14 protein-coding genes are annotated in these 15,188 nt (G+C 69.5%); 6 read left to right on the plus strand and 8 right to left on the minus strand.

Annotated elements, in window-relative coordinates; all coding sequences use genetic code 11:
• Positions 1-52: 52 nt before the first annotated feature.
• The 4 genes from ACI3KS_RS13525 to dnaK all read right to left on the minus strand — a co-directional run bounded on the left by ACI3KS_RS13525 (position 53) and on the right by dnaK (position 4,085).
• On the minus strand, positions 53-469 hold the full coding sequence (locus tag ACI3KS_RS13525; RefSeq protein ID WP_404919063.1) for a heat shock protein transcriptional repressor HspR: 417 nt from the start codon (positions 467-469) through the stop codon (positions 53-55).
• 135 nt (positions 470-604) lie between these two features.
• Positions 605-1,591, minus strand: a complete 987-nt coding sequence (locus ACI3KS_RS13530) for a DnaJ C-terminal domain-containing protein (protein WP_404919064.1) — start codon at positions 1,589-1,591, stop codon at positions 605-607.
• Positions 1,592-1,599: 8 nt separating this feature from the next.
• Positions 1,600-2,220 (minus strand): nucleotide exchange factor GrpE, encoded by a 621-nt coding sequence (locus tag ACI3KS_RS13535; protein ID WP_404919065.1) that lies wholly within the window; start codon positions 2,218-2,220, stop codon positions 1,600-1,602.
• Between the two features lie 2 nt (positions 2,221-2,222).
• A complete protein-coding gene (gene dnaK / locus ACI3KS_RS13540) occupies positions 2,223-4,085 on the minus strand; it encodes a molecular chaperone DnaK (RefSeq protein ID WP_404919066.1) in 1,863 nt (620 codons plus the stop codon).
• Between the two features lie 167 nt (positions 4,086-4,252).
• On the opposite strand from dnaK, the gene ACI3KS_RS13545 reads away from it, so the two are divergent.
• Complete coding sequence (locus ACI3KS_RS13545) at positions 4,253-5,107, plus strand: alpha/beta fold hydrolase (RefSeq protein ID WP_404919067.1); 855 nt, start codon at positions 4,253-4,255, stop codon at positions 5,105-5,107.
• Between the two features lie 245 nt (positions 5,108-5,352).
• On the opposite strand, the gene ACI3KS_RS13550 is transcribed toward ACI3KS_RS13545, so the two are convergent.
• On the minus strand, positions 5,353-6,975 hold the full coding sequence (locus ACI3KS_RS13550; protein WP_404919068.1) for a DHA2 family efflux MFS transporter permease subunit: 1,623 nt from the start codon (positions 6,973-6,975) through the stop codon (positions 5,353-5,355).
• A 185-nt stretch (positions 6,976-7,160) separates the two neighbouring features.
• Between ACI3KS_RS13550 and ACI3KS_RS13555 the strand changes: the two genes are divergently transcribed.
• A complete protein-coding gene (locus ACI3KS_RS13555; protein ID WP_404919069.1) occupies positions 7,161-8,093 on the plus strand; it encodes an NAD(P)/FAD-dependent oxidoreductase in 933 nt (310 codons plus the stop codon).
• A gap of 63 nt (positions 8,094-8,156) precedes the next feature.
• Positions 8,157-8,840 (plus strand): hypothetical protein, encoded by a 684-nt coding sequence (locus ACI3KS_RS13560; RefSeq protein WP_404919070.1) that lies wholly within the window; start codon positions 8,157-8,159, stop codon positions 8,838-8,840.
• 9 nt (positions 8,841-8,849) lie between these two features.
• Here the strand turns inward: ACI3KS_RS13560 and ACI3KS_RS13565 are convergent, their stop codons facing one another.
• Positions 8,850-9,311, minus strand: a complete 462-nt coding sequence (locus ACI3KS_RS13565) for a DUF3817 domain-containing protein (protein ID WP_404919071.1) — start codon at positions 9,309-9,311, stop codon at positions 8,850-8,852.
• A gap of 73 nt (positions 9,312-9,384) precedes the next feature.
• Between ACI3KS_RS13565 and ACI3KS_RS13570 the strand changes: the two genes are divergently transcribed.
• Complete coding sequence (locus ACI3KS_RS13570) at positions 9,385-10,290, plus strand: helix-turn-helix transcriptional regulator (RefSeq protein WP_404919072.1); 906 nt, start codon at positions 9,385-9,387, stop codon at positions 10,288-10,290.
• Between the two features lie 274 nt (positions 10,291-10,564).
• Here ACI3KS_RS13570 and ACI3KS_RS13575 read toward each other — a convergent pair whose 3' ends face one another.
• On the minus strand, positions 10,565-11,782 hold the full coding sequence (locus ACI3KS_RS13575; RefSeq protein ID WP_404919073.1) for an MFS transporter: 1,218 nt from the start codon (positions 11,780-11,782) through the stop codon (positions 10,565-10,567).
• A 138-nt stretch (positions 11,783-11,920) separates the two neighbouring features.
• Here ACI3KS_RS13575 and ACI3KS_RS13580 point away from each other — a divergent pair, with 138 nt between their 5' ends.
• Entirely contained in the window at positions 11,921-13,321 is a 1,401-nt protein-coding gene (locus ACI3KS_RS13580; RefSeq protein WP_404919074.1) for an MFS transporter, read from the plus strand.
• A 9-nt stretch (positions 13,322-13,330) separates the two neighbouring features.
• Here ACI3KS_RS13580 and ACI3KS_RS13585 read toward each other — a convergent pair whose 3' ends face one another.
• Positions 13,331-13,912: a MarR family winged helix-turn-helix transcriptional regulator gene (locus ACI3KS_RS13585; RefSeq protein WP_404919075.1), complete on the minus strand. Its 582-nt coding sequence runs from the start codon at positions 13,910-13,912 to the stop codon at positions 13,331-13,333.
• A gap of 106 nt (positions 13,913-14,018) precedes the next feature.
• Here ACI3KS_RS13585 and ACI3KS_RS13590 point away from each other — a divergent pair, with 106 nt between their 5' ends.
• Complete coding sequence (locus ACI3KS_RS13590; RefSeq protein WP_404919076.1) at positions 14,019-14,924, plus strand: MarR family winged helix-turn-helix transcriptional regulator; 906 nt, start codon at positions 14,019-14,021, stop codon at positions 14,922-14,924.
• Positions 14,925-15,188: the final 264 nt, after the last annotated feature.

The raw sequence follows: 15,188 nt of genomic DNA on the forward strand, positions 1-15,188 counted from the left end.
AGACGAGAGGGCTGATCCGGAATCGGATCAGCCCTCTCGTTCTTTCGTCTGCTCAGCCCCGGTTGCGTCCTGGGTGCCACAGCACGATGTCCGTGGAGCGACGAAGACGCCGTCCTCCGGGAACGGGGATGACGCCCGCCGATCCTGCCGCGAACACGCGAGCGCCTGGGCGGTTCTCCCGCTCGGCGCGCAGTGCGGCGTCGAGCTCGGCGACACGGCGTCGCAGCATCCGGTTCTCGTCCTCGAGGTCGAGCAGCCGAGCGATCGCCGGCAGGCTCATCCCCTCGGAGGAGAGCTGGGCGACCTCGCGGAGCTGCTCGATGTTGCGCGCCGAATACCGGCGGGATCCGCCGGACGTGCGGCCCGGCACCACGAGTCCGATGCGGTCGTACTGCCGGAGGGTCTGCGGGTGCATGCCCGCCAGCTCGGCCGCGACGGCGATCGCGAACACCGGGGTGTCATTGTCCATGAAGAGCCCCTCCTCCCCGGACGCCGGTCGTTGAGCGAGCCGCAGGCGAGACGAAACGCATGGACGAGACGGGCAGGGCCGCCGTCTGACGTTTCGTCTCGTCGCTGCGCTCCTCGCTCAACGACCGGAACGCACTCATCGCCGGGCCTTGGCCATGAGGTCGGCGCGGGGGTTCTCGTTCGGCTCGAGCGACTGGAACTTCTCCAGCGCCTCCCGAGCGTCGTCGTCGAGATGCGACGGCACCGCGATCTGCAGCTCGGCGAGCAGGTCTCCCGTGCCCTTCGAGGTGGTGACCCCGCGCCCCTTGACGCGCAGCACGCGTCCGGAGGGCGTGCCGGGAGCCACCCGCAGCTTGACCGTGTCGCCACCGAGAGTGGGCACCTCGATCGTCGCGCCGAGCGCGGCCTCGGTGAAGGTCACCGGAACGGTGACACGCAGGTTGAGGCCGTCACGCGTGAAGACGGGGTGCGGGCGCACCGTGATCTGCACCACGATGTCGCCGTTCTCGCCGCCGTCGGGTGACGGGCGACCACGTCCTTTGAGCCGGATCTTCTGTCCGTCGGCGACGCCGGCCGGGATCTTCACCTTGAACGGCTTGCCGTCCTCGCCCTGCAGGGTGATGGTCTCCCCCTGCACGGCGGTGGCGAAGTCCAGAGTCGTGCGGGCCGTGACGTCGGCACCCTTCTGCGGGCCGCCGAAGCCACGGAAACCGCCCGACGTCTGGCCGAACCGGCCGGAGCCGAAGCCCCCGCCGCCCTGGTTGAACATCGAGAAGATGTCCTCGAAGTCGGCGGTCTGGCTTCGCCCCTGACCCTGCTGGCTGAACCGGCTGAACACGTCCTCGAAGCCGCCGGCACCCTGGCCGCCCGCCGTGAAGCGGGCGCCCGAGCCCATGGCGCGGATCTCGTCGTACTCCTTGCGCTGTTCGGCATCCGACAGCACCGAGTACGCCTCGCTGATCTCCTTGAACTTCGCCTCGGCCGCGGCATCGCCCTGATTGGAATCCGGGTGGTACTTGCGGGCGAGCTTGCGATACGTCTTCTTGAGATCGGCGTCGCTGACGTCCTTCGAGACCCCGAGGGTCTTGTAGAAGTCCTTGTCGAACCAGTCCTGGCTAGCCATGCACTCTCCTATTCGGCAGGAACAGCGACGACGACCTTCGCGGGACGCAGCTCGATGTCTCCGAGGCGGTATCCGACCTCGACGACCTCGAGGATCGTGGTCCTCTCAGCGCCGGGCGTCGGCTGCTGGAAGATCGCCTCGTGCTGCTGCGGGTCGAAGTCCTCGCCCGCCGCACCGTACGAGACGACGCCGAGACGCTCGACGACCGCGCGGACCTTCTCGGCGATCACGAAGAAGGGCGTGCCCTCGACGAGATCACCGTGCTGGGCGGCGCGGGTGAGGTCGTCGAGCACGGGGATGAGGCCCTTGGCGGCCTCACCCTTCGCCCGCTCGATCTCGACCTGGCGCTGCTCCTCGGTGCGACGACGGTAGTTGGCGTATTCGGCCTGCAGCCGCTTGAGGTCGGTGAGCAGCGCGTTCTCGGCGTCGGCGATCGCGGCGTCCCCGGCGGCGGCATCCGCCGTCTGGTCGGCGTTCAGGATGTCGTCGACCGTGAAGTCGGCGTCGTCCGAACCCTCAGCGGCGCGCGCCTCGTCGGAGTCGGGGTTCTGCGGCGCGGGGCCGGATGCCTGAGCATCCGACCCCTCGCTGTCAGGAACCTCGCTGTTGTCGAAGTTCTTGTCCGTCATGATTACTTCTTCTCGTCCTCATCGTCGACGACCTCGGCGTCGATGACGTCCTCCTCGGAGGCGCCGTCACCGGCGGGCGCGTCACCCTCGGCCGAGGCGCCGGCCGCGGCATCCGCCTGCGACTGGGCGTAGATCGCCTCGCCGAGCTTGGACTGCGACTGGTTCAGCTTGTCGAACGCGGTCTTCACGGCCTCGTCGTCCTCGCCGGCCAGCGCCGTCTTGAGCGCGTCGACGTCGGCCTTGACCTCGGTCTTCACGTCCTCGGGCAGCTTGTCCTCGTTCTCGGAGATGAGCTTCTCGATCGAGTACGACAGGGTCTCGGCCTGGTTGCGGACCTCGGCGGCCTCGCGACGCGCCTTGTCTTCGGCCGCGTGCTCCTCGGCCTCGCGCACCATGCGCTCGATGTCCTCCTTCGACAGCGACGAGCCGCCGGAGATGACGATCGACTTCTCGGTGCCGGTTCCCTTGTCCTTCGCGGACACGTGCACGATGCCGTTGGCGTCGATGTCGAACGTGACCTCGATCTGCGGGATGCCGCGGGGAGCCGGGGCGATGCCGGTCAGCTCGAAGGTGCCGAGCGGCTTGTTGTCGCGCGTGAAGTCGCGCTCGCCCTGGAAGACCTGGATCGCGACGGACGGCTGGTTGTCGTCCGCCGTGGTGAAGGTCTCGCTGCGCTTGGTCGGGATGGCCGTGTTGCGCTCGATGAGCTTGGTCATCATGCCGCCCTTGGTCTCGATGCCGAGGCTCAGCGGGGTGACGTCGATGAGAAGGACGTCCTTGCGCTCGCCCTTTAGGACACCTGCCTGCAGAGCAGCGCCGACGGCGACGACCTCATCCGGGTTGACGCCCTTGTTCGCGTCCTTGCCGGTCTCGCGCTTGACGAGCTCGGCGACGGCGGGCATACGGGTCGATCCACCGACGAGGACGATGTGGTCGATGTCGGCGACCTTGATGTTCGCCTCGCGGATGACGTCCTCGAACGGCTTCTTGGTGCGGTCGAGCAGGTCCTTCGTGAGGTCCTCGAACTTCGCGCGGGTGATCGTCTCGGAGAGGGACACGGGGCCCGACTCGGTGAGCGAGAGGTAGGGCAGGTTGATGGAGGTGCTCGTCGAGGACGACAGCTCCTTCTTGGCCTGCTCCGCGGCCTCCTTCAGACGCTGCAGAGCGATCTTGTCACCCGAGACGTCGACGCCGCTGGTCGACTTGAACTGCGTGATGAGGAAGTCGACGAGGCGCTGGTCCCAGTCGTCGCCACCGAGGCGGTTGTCACCGGCGGTCGCGCGCACCTGGATGGTCGAGAAGTCATCGTCCTTGCCCACCTCGAGGAGCGAGACGTCGAAGGTTCCACCACCGAGGTCGAAGACGAGGATGAGCTCGTCCTCCTTGCCCTTGTCGAGGCCGTACGCGAGGGCCGCTGCGGTGGGCTCGTTGATGATGCGCAGGACGTTGAGGCCCGCGATCTCGCCCGCCTCCTTGGTGGCCTGGCGCTCGGCGTCGTTGAAGTACGCGGGAACGGTGATGACGGCATCCGTCACGGTGTCGCCCAGGTACGACTCGGCGTCGCGCTTGAGCTTCTGGAGGATGCGCGCGGAGATCTCCTGCGGCGTCCACTTCTTGCCGTCGACGTCGAACGTCCAGTTCGTGCCGATGTGGCGCTTGACCGACGCGATGGTGCGGTCGACGTTGGTGACGGCCTGGCGCTTGGCGGTCTCGCCGACGAGCACCTCGCCGTCCTTGGTGAACGCGACGACCGACGGGGTCGTGCGGAAGCCCTCGGCGTTGGCGATGACCTTCGGCTCGCCACCCTCGAGGACGCTGACGACGGAGTTCGTCGTTCCGAGGTCGATACCCACAGCACGTGCCATGTTGCTCTCCTTCTTGTTGCTTACGTTGATCGGTCTGAAAACCTGGGGCGATCAGGAAAACCTGAGTCGCGATGACTCAAGGATACGACTCCCGGCGGATGCTGTCAAACAAACTTGATATGAGTTGGCTCAACTTTGTCGCGGAGAGCATCTGAGAGGGTGGTCGCATGCCTTCGCGCTCCGCTGCCCTGCCCGTGCTGCTCGCGCATCTCGACGGGTCGTCGATGCTGCCGGCGTCGTCGGCCGGGTCTGACCCGGTGCTGATCCTGCCCGGTGGGCCCTGCCGCGGACCGGAGTACCTCGGGGCGTTCTCGGGGCTCGGCGACGAGCATCCGTTCGTGGTGCTGCATCCGCGCGGCACGCCTCGAAGCGGCGGGCTGTCACGGGGATGGTGGACCGATGCCGACGACGTGATCGCCGCGGCCGATGCCCTCGGCGTGGACCGACTCCGGCTCGTCGCGCACTCGGCCGGAACCCGGCTCGCTCTCGCCGTGGCGACGCGATACCCCGAGCGGGTGGAGTCGATGGTGCTCGTGACGCCGCCGGCGACCTGGCTGAGCGGCACGGCATACGACGGCGAGGAGCTTCCGGCGGATCGGCACGACCCCGCAGTCGCCGCCGCGATCAGGGCGCTGGAGGAGCCGGATGCTCGCACCGGGGCCGAGTTCCGGGCGCAGTTCCTGCGGCAGGCGCCGGCGAGCTACGCGCACTGGGGAGAGGCCGAGCAGGAGCACGCCCCGATCGGCGCGGTGGGTCTCGCCGCCGCGCACGCGTGGTTCGACGGCATCCCGGATGATGCGGTCGCGCAGGTACGGGCGGCGCGGCGCGTGCCGACGCTCGTGGTCGCGGGCGACCGCGACCTTCTCACGGGCCTGCGACCGGTGATCGACTACGCGGACGCTCTCGACGCCGAGCTGCGTGTGCTCAAGGACTGCGGCCACTACCCGTGGGTCGAGCAGCCGGCGGCGTTCCGCGAGGTCGTGTCGGACTGGTTGCGGCGGCGGAGTCGCGCGGCGGGGTGAGTCGGGGTTTCGCGCGCGTGTCAAAAGTCGGAGTCTCGGCGCGACACGCCGTTGCGCCGGGCGAGCTCGCGGCGCGTCGTCGCGAGACTCCGACTTTTCGCATGCGCGGGGGCGGATGCCGCGGGGGTCGCGGCCGTGGCCGAGCGCAGCGGGCTCGCGAGACCGACGGTTCCGCGCGAGACCCCCACTCCAGCCCCGCGAGACCGACGGTTCCGCAGCCCCTCAGAAGCCGCGACGCCCCGCGCTCACCGAGCCTCTGCGGCATCCGCCTCCGCCGACTCCCCCGCTTCGTCGTTCCTCCGCGCCCGCCCCGACCCGAGCGCGATGGTCGACAGGAGTCCGAGCGTGAGGAAGCCGGCGGCCGTCCAGGTCGCGTAGCGGGTGCCGTCCGAGAACGCAGCCTTCGCGTCATCCGCGATCGCGGCGGTGTCGGGCGATGCCTCGAGGCCACTGATCGCCCCTCCCGCACTGTCGACGACCGCCGACACGATCTGATCCCGCTGCTCGCCCGACACACCGCGGTCGTCGAGCGCCGACGAGAGCAGACCCGCCGTGCTCGAGAACAGCACCGTTCCGAGGATCGCGACGCCCAGCGCCGCCCCCAGTTGGCGAGACGTCGACTGAGTGCCGGATGCCGCGCCGCTGTCGGCGACCGGCACATCGGCGAGCACCACACCGGTCAGCTGCGCGGTGGCGAGCCCAACCCCGAGTCCGTAGACGAAGAGGAACGGGATCAGCGGACCCCACGACGCATCCGGTCCGATCGCGAATCCGACCCCTGCGACGCCGATGATCTCAGCGAGAAGTCCCGCCCGCACCACCCACACCGGCGCGACCTTGCCGCTCGACGCACCCGCGATCCCGCTGGCGAGGAACGAACCGCCGGCGAGCGCGAGCAGCAGCAGCCCCGTCTGCAGGGCGTCGAAGCCGAGGACGAACTGCAGCCAGAGCGGCAGCGCGAGGATCACCCCGAACTCGCCGAGCGCTACGACGGCGGCGGCGATGTTGCCGTTGCGGAACGACGCGATGGAGAAGAGGCGCAGCTCCAGGAGCGTCGGCCGACCCGCGCGCTGACGACGGATGCTCCACACGAGGAACGCCGCGAGCCCGATGAGGAACAAGCCGAAGGCGAACGGGATGGGCGAGACATCGAGCGGCCAGGTCCACTCGCCGACCTGCAGCCTCTGCTCGACCGCCCACCACCCGTAGGTGCGCCCCTCGATCAGGCCGAAGACGAGGCCGCCCATCGTGACGACCGACAGCGCCGCTCCGACGCCGTCGATGCCGCGCACCTGGTCGCTGCGCGACTCGCCGACCGTCAGCAGCACGCCCACGATGATGAGCAGCCCGAGCGGGATGTTGATGCCGAACGCCCAGCGCCACGAGAACTCCGTCGTCAGCCAGCCGCCGAGAAGCGGACCGACCGCGGCCATGCCGCCGATCGTAGACCCCCACACCGCGAACGCGATGCCTCGCTCTCGACCTCGGAAGGTGGCGTTGATGAGCGACAGCGTCGTCGGCAGGATCATCGCGCCCCCGACGCCCTGCGCGAGCCGCGCGGCGATCAGCAGCACCCCGTCGGGCGCGAGCGAGGCGAGCACCGACGATGCCGCGAACACCGCGACGCCGATGATCATGATGCGTCGTCGCCCGACGCGGTCGGCGATGCTGCCGAAGACGAGCAGGAGGGCGGCGAAGACGAGCGTGTACGCCTCTTGCACCCATTGCACCTCGGTCGACGAGATCCCCAGATCGTCGACGATCGCGGGGATCGCGACGTTGACGATCGTCGAGTCGATGATGATCAACGACACGGCGATGCTGATGAAGACGAGACCGACCCACCGAAGACGTTCGTAGCGGTTCATGACTTCTAGCTTAGCTAGATACAATCTGAACTAGAAGAGTCAGCTGTGAGTACGCCCGCGTCGCATCCGCCGATTCCGCACCGTGGCAGGATGGAAGTGAGGCGAGCCTTACTCGCCGGGCGGCGCCGCCGGATCGGCGATCGCTCGATCCGCGGAACACCGCTCTTCTCCGGAGGAGGACCGATATGACTGCGGATGCCGTGCCCCACGACGTGCTCGTCATCGGCGGCGGCCCCGCGGGGCTGTCGGCCGCACTGAACCTCGGACGCTCGCTCATGCGGGTCGTCGTGATCGACGCCGACCGCCCCCGCAACGCCGCGACCGTGAACTCGCATGGCTTCCTGACCCGCGACGGGGTTCCTCCGCACGAACTCCGCAAGCTCGCCCGGGAGGAACTCCACGCCTATCCCGACGTCGACGTGCGCACACGGATGCGGGTGTTCTCGCTGCAGCGCACGGAGTCGGGATTCTCCGCATCGATCGGCCGCCGCGAACCGACCGACACGGTCGAGGCGCGCGCCGTACTACTGGCCACAGGTCTGCGCGAGACGCTTCCCGACGTGCCGAACCTGCGCGGCTTCTACGGCATGAGCCTGTTCAGCTGCGCGGCCTGCGATGCATGGGAGCTGCGCGACCGACGACTCGCGCTGATCGGGGAGTCCGCCGATCTCGCCGACCGCGCCCGGTTGATCGCACGGTGGACCGACGATCTGACGGTGTTCACTCACGGATCCGTGGCTGTCGACGCCGCCGAGGAGGCGGAGTTGATCGCCGCGGGGGTCGCCGTGCGACGGCATCCGATCGTCGAACTGGTCGGCGATCACGGCCGGATCGAGGCCCTGCGCCTCGCCGACGGCGAAGTCGTCACGATCGACGGAGGGTTCGTGCGACCGCACTGGGAGACCGATCTGTCGTTCCTCGACGGCTTCAGGGCGACGGTCGACGCCGACGGACACCTCGTGACCGACCGCGACGGGCGCACCGACGTGCCGGGGCTCTATGCTGCAGGCGACGCCGCGACACCGGGACCGCAGCAGCTCATCGTGGCGGCCGGTGCCGGAGCACGGGTCGCCGCCGTGATGGTGCACGACGCCGTCGGCGTGTCGACCGCGCACTGACGGCATCCGCTTCGAAGGCATCGACCGTTCCCGGGGTCGTCGGAGCCGACTAGGCTGACCGCCATGACGCGCTCTCCTCGGACGATCCGCCTCGCCGCCGTCGCCGTTCTCGCCACGGCGATGCTGCCGCTGAGCGGATGCCTGTACTCGCAGATCCCCGAGCAGGGCACGCTCGCTGAGCCGAGCGCGGCGCCGGAGGAGACACCGTCCGAGGACACGCCCTCCGACGACACTCCCACCGACGGCCTGCCGACGACCATGACGTTCGCCGACGGCACCACCCTGTCGTCGACGTCGTACATCCAGTGGGGCGACGGCCTGATCGCCGCCGACGGATGGCAGTCGGTGACGCCCGACAACGGCAACGGCAGCTGGACCGACGGAACCGTCGACGGCACGTGCACGGCCCAGTTCTGGCAGGGCTACACCTCGGGCCTGGAGACCGTTCCCGGCGACGACAGCGTGAGCTCCGACGCCCTGCTCGGGTACGTGCTCGGCGAGACCGCAGCGACCGTCACCCCGCTCGCATCGACGACGCAGCTCAGCTACCAGTTCGGCGACAACCCCGCCGTCGATGCCCGGCAGGTCTACGGCGAGGAGCCGGATGGGCGCACCTGGACGATCGTGGCACGCGCCTTCGCGTCGGCGGGATCAGGTGTCTACGTGATCATCGACTGCACTGGAGGAGACGTCGATGCGACGTTCGACGACGTCAACGCCCACAACTCGATCATGATCATGCCGTGAGCGCGCGGCTCACTTCCCGCCGGGAGGGCCGGCGATGAGGAGAACGACGTAGAGCCCGACCACCGCGACCGCGATGAGTCCGCCGAGGATCCACGGCCGGCGCAGGAACCGGCGCATCAGCCGGTCGTACCAGCGGGCGTCGCGGGGGTCGTCGCTCTGCTCGAGCCGCCATTCACCCTCGAGGCGGCCGGTGCGCTGCAGCCAGATCTCGACGGGGATCGTCGCGTACGGGATCACCGCGCTGACGACCGCGACCAGCGCGGTGCCGAGGTGCCAGCGGTTGTTGAGCGCCACGAGGATCGCGGTTGCACCGTAGGCGAGGAACACGAAGCCGTGGATGCCGCCGCCGATCGTGACGACGATGCCGGGCACGCCGAGCGCTCGGGCGATCATAGCGGAGATCAGCAGGGTCCAGGTGATCGCCTCGGCGATCGCGAGGACGCGGAACAGACGGGAGGGGCGGGTGAACACGATGCTCCTAGGGTCGGATGACTCCACGCTATGCGAAGGGAATAGCGGATGCCGAAACGGCGTTGCCGAAGGCATGGCGAACGTCGACCCCTACGCGCTCGAGCAGGTGCTCGGCACCGTCGATCTGCGAGTCGGCATCGGACGAGGCCGGGCGCTCTCCGCCGGCGAGATCCTTCCCCTCGCGGTCGGTTCGGCCGTGCTCGTGTACGTCGCCGAAGGCAGCGTGAGCGGGCATCCGCCGATCGGCGCCGGATGCGTGCTCGATGGTGCCTCGCAGGTCGTGACGGTCGACGGCATCCGCTCTCACCTCGTCAGCGGCGACGCGTTCGTCTCGCTGGGGCGCGACGCGATCGCGCTGGAGGCGGATGCCGACAGCCGGCTCGTCGTCGTCGATATCGCGTTCGCCGACGAGGCGTCGCTGCTGGATGCCGTACTTCCCGGCACGATCACCGTCACGGGCTTCGACCTGCTCGAGCCGGCCGCGGCCGCCCTCGCCGAGAACATGGGTGTGTCGGCGCAGCCGGTCTCGCCCGTGCGCCAGGGCGATCCACTGATCTGCCGGATGATGGCGACGACCGTGCTTCTTTCGGTGATCCGTGCGTGGGCGGCGAACGGATGCGCGCCGGAGGGCTGGCCGTCGATCGCGAAGGATCCCTTCCTCGACCGCGTCGTGGAGGCCATTCACGAAGAGCCTGGTCGCGAGTGGACCGTCGAGCGGCTCGCGAGTGTGGGCGCGATGTCGCGTTCGGCGTTCGCCGAGCGGTTCCGCGCGGTCATCGGCCGATCGCCCGCCGACTACGTCACCGAGGTGCGGATCGACGCGGCGAAGCGGATGCTCAGCGCCGGGCGCTCGGTATCCGAGACGTCGCGCGAGTTGGGCTACGCCTCGGACGAGGGCTTCAGCCGCGCGTTCCGCCGCCGCACCGGCCTGACCCCGTCGGCCTGGCGGATGGCGCAGCGCGAGGCGGTTCCCGCGTAGGCGGTTCCCGCGCGTCGGGCGCGGTCATGCGTGTGCGACAAGTCGGAGTTCCGCGACGACACGCCGCCCTTCGGGCTTCGCACACGGCGTGTCCTGAAGAAGCTCCGACTTTTCGCACGCGCTCGGAGTGTGGGGCGGGGTCGCTTTCCCCGAGACCGACCGTGCGTCGCGAGACCGAAGGTTCGGCGCGAGGCCGACAGCCCGGCGCGATGAGACCGACGGTCCTGCGCGAAAGCGACGGCGAGAGCATCCGTCTCATGCAGAATCGTCGGTCTCACACCCGCAGCTGGTGCCCGGCGGCCCGCGCGGACACGCGCCCCGAGAGCCCGAACAGCACCGCTCCGAGCAGCAGCGACACCGCGCCGACCACGTAGACGAGCTCGACGTCCAGCAGGTCGACGAGCAGTCCGCCCACTCCGGCCGCGAGAGTGATCGCGCCCTGGAATCCGACGACGACCAGGCTGCCACCGGCCTCGAGCCGGTCCGGCATCCGGTGCCCGACCCAGGTGTTCGCGACGATCAGCCACGACGAGAAGAAGAAGCCCCACAGCACGATCACGATCCCCACACCCACGATCGACCCCGAGAACACGATCATCGACACCACGGCCCCGGCGATCACGAGCGGGGCGAACACCGCGAAGAACGCGAACGACTTGTCGATCACGAGCCCGATCGTGATGTTGCCGGCGAGTCCGCCGACGCCGAACAGCGCGAGCAGCACGACGATCGTCGACGCGTCGACATCGGGGATGCGCTCCAGCGCCAGACGCACGTAGGTGTACGAGATGAAGTGCCCGAGCACGACGAGCACGTGCCCGACCATGCCGAGCCCGATCCCCGGGCGCCGCAGGGTGTCGACGAGCAGACGGATGCTCGACGCCTGGGCCGCGGGAACCGACGGCAGCGCGAACCGCAGCGCGACCGCGAGCGCGACCATCAGCCCGCCGGTGATCGCGAATGCCGCCTGCCAGCTGACGAGCTCCGACAGCATCACTCCGAGCGGCACGCCGGCGACCGTCGCGAGCGAGACACCAGCGGAGGTGAACATCACGCCGCGGCCGAGCCGCTCCGGGCCCGTGAGCCGCGCGGCGACCGAGATCGACATCGCCCAGAACGCGCTGATCGCCGCGCCGAGCAGGAAGCGCGCGACGAGCACGATGATGAGGTTCGGCGAGATCGCCACGATGAGGTTGGATGCGGCCGCGGCGAGCGCCATCCACACGAGCAGCGATCGCCGATCGAGCCGCGGGAAGATGAGCCCGACGGTCGGCGCGACGACGAGCCCGACGAGTGCGGTGACGGTGACGGTCTGCCCGGCCTGCCCCGGCGTGACGCCCAGCGTCTCGGCCATCTCAGTGAGCACGCCGTTCGGCAGGAACTCGGCGGTCACCAGCAGGAATCCCATCAGCAGGATCACGATCAGCCCGCCGTAGCGCATGCGCTCGGCGCGCGGCACGGGGGCGGTGGGAACAGGGGCGGTGATCGTCATGCTTCCACTCTTCCGGCATCCGGATGCCGCCGCCCGATCTGTCGTCCACGGCATCCGACCATTCGTCCGGACGGGGGCCCGGCAGATCCGACGGCGCGCCGTCACCGCGCGTTCACCCGCCGACGCCAGACTGCGAGCATGAGCGATTCCTCCGCCGGCATCCCCGAGCCGCCCGCCGCCGCGAACAGCGGAGCCGTCGGCGTGATCGGCCTCGATCTGCGCGGTGAGACCCCGGCGCCGAAGAAGCAGGTGTTCTCGTGGGCGCTCTGGGACTGGGCCACCCAGCCGTTCAACACGGTGATCCTCACCTTCGTGTTCACCGCGCTCTACCTCGTCGGCGAAGGGTTCCTGCCCGCCGACATCGCCGCGCTCGACGCGAACGATCCCGTGCGTCTCGCCGCCGAGGCGGACCTCACCTCAGGCCTCGGTCTCGGCTCGACCATCGCCGCGTTCGGTATCCTGCTGCTCGCTCCCGTCCTCGGTCAGCGCGCGGATGCCGCCGGCCGGCAGAAGCTGTGGCTCGGCATCGGCACCGGCGCGCTCATCCTCTGCATGCTCGGCCTGTGGTTCGTGACGCCGACACCGACGATGTTCTGGCTCGGTGTGGCGCTGATCTCGGCGGCGACCGTGTTCCAGGAGATCGCGGCCGTGAACTCGAACGCGATGCTCATCGGCGTCGCGAACCCGAAGAACGTCGGACGCATCTCCGGCCTCGGCTGGGGGTTCGGCTACCTCGGCGGCATCATCGCCCTCGTCATCGTCGTCGCGCTGAACGCGGTCGAGTGGTTCGGGATGCCGACCGACGACGGCCTCGTCTACCGCCTGATCGCGGTGGGCTGCGCGGTGTGGGCGATCGTGTTCAGCATCCCGATCTTCCTCAACGTGCCGGAGCCGTCTCTCGGTCGTCCCGAGCGCAAGGTCGGCTTCTTCCGGTCATACGTGCTGCTGGTGAAGGACGTCGCCGGCCTCTACCGCGACCCCGAGACGCGTCCCACGTTCTGGTACCTGCTCTCCAGCGCCGTGTTCCGCGATGGGCTCGGCGGCGTCTTCGCGTTCGGGGCGATCATCGGCACCTCGGTGTTCGGCTTCGAGACCCAGGGAATCATCATCTTCGGCATCGCCGCGAACCTCATCGCTGGCATCTCGACCATCGCCGCCGGACGTCTCGACGACCGCGTCGGTCCGAAGCGCATCATCCTCGTCTCGATCGGATCGATGATCGTCGCCGGACTCGCCGTGTTCCTGCTGCGGGATGCCGGCGCCATCGTGTTCTGGATCGGCGGGCTCGTACTGTGCGCCTTCGTCGGCCCGGCGCAGGCGGCGGCCCGCTCGTTCCTCGCGCGAGTCACTCCGGCGGGTCGCGAGGGCGAGATCTTCGGGCTCTATGCGACCACGGGTCGTGCCGCGAGCTGGATGGCCTCCGGGGCGTGGACGCTGCTGATCGTGCTGACCAGCCAGACCGCCTTCGGCATCCTCGGGATCGTCATCGTGCTGCTCGCCGGGTTCCTCCTGCTGCTGCCGGTGAAGGCGCCGCGCTGACCTTCGACCTCAGCGCTGCCAGTTGTCGGCGAGCTTGGTCAGCAGCCGGGCGAGCTCCGCACGCTCCTCGTCGGTGAACGCCGCGAGCGCGGTCCCCAGCGCCTCGCGCCGCTCGCCGCGCACGCCGCGCGCCATGCGCCGCCCCTCGTCGGTGAGTGCGATGCGGGTGCGGCGGGCGTCGTCGGGGTCGGCCTCTCGGCGGACGAATCCGTGAGCGACCCCCTGCTGCACCAGCCGGGACGCACGCGGCTGATCGACGCCGATCGTGGCGCCGAGGTCGCTGACGCTCAGCGGGGCGGATGCCGCGGCCAGGGCCTCGAGCATCCGCATGCGTGCCGGCCCTCCGAAGCGTCCTGAGGGATCGGCCATCCACGGCGGCCCGGGGAATCCAGGGTGGGCGCCGCGCTCGTGAGGCGCTCGGCCCGGGTGCTCGGCGTGCGGACCGCCGTGCCAGCCGCCGGGGCCGCGGTCACCGAGGCCGCGTTCACCAGGGCCGCTCCCGCCGGGACCGCGCCCGCCGGGGCGACGCCCGCGCAGGCGCGAAAGGGCCTGCGCGATGATCTCGGCCGGGTCGTTCTCTGCTGCGCTCACACGGAAGATTTTACATGCGACTTGACATGCATCACATTCGCATGTCACCATACATATACATGCACTGTGACAACCACATGCACACTGACATATAAGGACTTCACCCATGAACACTCAGAACGAGAACACTCAGACACCCCGCCCGTTCGGCTACTGGATCAAGGCCGTCGACCGTCTAATGGCGGCCGAGTTCGCCACCGCCTTCGAGAGCGAGGGCGCGACCCGTCGCGACTGGCGGCTGCTCAACGTCATCGACGGCACCGCGCCGAGTGATCGGCCCCTGCACCCCGGCAAGCTCCACGGGCTCGTCGAGCGCGGCTGGGTCGCCCCCGACGGCGACGGCTGGACGCTCACCGACGAGGGCCGCGCGGCCAAGGACCGTCTCGGCGCCGCCGTCGACGGCATTCGCGCCACGATGACGGATGCCGCAGGCCTCGACGACCTGGCCACCACCCTCGCGACTCTCGAGAAGATCGCCGTGGCGTACGGCTGGGACGAGAGCACTCCGCTCCCCCGCGGGCGCCGCGGTCTCGGTCGGCGCGGGTTCGGCCACCGGCATCCGTTCGGACGTCGGCACGGATTCGGGCCGGAGGGTGGGCAGGGATTCGGCCCGGATGGCGGGCACGGATCCGGCGCGGAGGGCTTCGGCTCCGACGACGAGGGCCCGCACGCGGGTCGCCGTCACGGATTCGGGCGCGGCTTCCGCCCGGGATTCCGTCCCGGTCTCGGTCGGGACTTCGGCCCGGGAATCGGCCGGGACTTCGGCCCTGGCTTCCGTCCCGGATTCGGTCCCGGCTTCGGCTCCGATCGCGCACGCGACGCCGAACACGGGTGCCGCCAGCACGGCCACGGACCGCGCTTCGCTCCGGAGCACGGCCACGACGCCGCGCACGGTCAGCCGCGCGAGGGCCATGAACCCCACCGCCACGCCGGCCATCGCGCGGCTCGCGCCGCGCAGCATGCCTACGAGCGAGGCTTCGATGCCGGCTACTCGCGCGGCCGCGACGCCTGATCTCCATGCGGACAGCAGAAGAGGCTTCATCCTTCGGGGTGAAGCCTCTTTCGTCGTTCCGCGGTTGCGCCGCCACCATGGAGCATCCGCCGCCTGCCGGGAACAGGTCAACCGCGCCAGATCATGACAATTCGAGCTGGGGTGCCCCTGTGATGGTGGAGTCTGGTCCTGATGGATGAGATGAGTGATGAGCGTGGGAAGAGGCCGCCGATCAGGAGGGTGCAATACACGCCTGCGGAGCGGGCGGAGGCGGTGCGGATCGTG

The sequence above is a fragment of the Microbacterium sp. ZW T5_45 genome (assembly GCF_044987415.1).
GTDB lineage: Bacteria > Actinomycetota > Actinomycetes > Actinomycetales > Microbacteriaceae > Microbacterium.

Bases quoted from the DNA above. Each gene is read 5' to 3' on its own strand.
- ACI3KS_RS13525 (WP_404919063.1), bottom strand. From the start codon at position 469: ATGGACAATGACACCCCGGTGTTCGCGATCGCCGTCGCGGCCGAGCTG.
- ACI3KS_RS13530 (WP_404919064.1), bottom strand. From the start codon at position 1,591: ATGGCTAGCCAGGACTGGTTCGACAAGGACTTCTACAAGACCCTCGGG.
- ACI3KS_RS13535 (WP_404919065.1), bottom strand. From the start codon at position 2,220: ATGACGGACAAGAACTTCGACAACAGCGAGGTTCCTGACAGCGAGGGG.
- dnaK (WP_404919066.1), bottom strand. From the start codon at position 4,085: ATGGCACGTGCTGTGGGTATCGACCTCGGAACGACGAACTCCGTCGTC.
- ACI3KS_RS13545 (WP_404919067.1), top strand. From the start codon at position 4,253: ATGCCTTCGCGCTCCGCTGCCCTGCCCGTGCTGCTCGCGCATCTCGAC.
- ACI3KS_RS13550 (WP_404919068.1), bottom strand. From the start codon at position 6,975: ATGAACCGCTACGAACGTCTTCGGTGGGTCGGTCTCGTCTTCATCAGC.
- ACI3KS_RS13555 (WP_404919069.1), top strand. From the start codon at position 7,161: ATGACTGCGGATGCCGTGCCCCACGACGTGCTCGTCATCGGCGGCGGC.
- ACI3KS_RS13560 (WP_404919070.1), top strand. From the start codon at position 8,157: ATGACGCGCTCTCCTCGGACGATCCGCCTCGCCGCCGTCGCCGTTCTC.
- ACI3KS_RS13570 (WP_404919072.1), top strand. From the start codon at position 9,385: ATGGCGAACGTCGACCCCTACGCGCTCGAGCAGGTGCTCGGCACCGTC.
- ACI3KS_RS13575 (WP_404919073.1), bottom strand. From the start codon at position 11,782: ATGACGATCACCGCCCCTGTTCCCACCGCCCCCGTGCCGCGCGCCGAG.
- ACI3KS_RS13580 (WP_404919074.1), top strand. From the start codon at position 11,921: ATGAGCGATTCCTCCGCCGGCATCCCCGAGCCGCCCGCCGCCGCGAAC.
- ACI3KS_RS13590 (WP_404919076.1), top strand. From the start codon at position 14,019: ATGAACACTCAGAACGAGAACACTCAGACACCCCGCCCGTTCGGCTAC.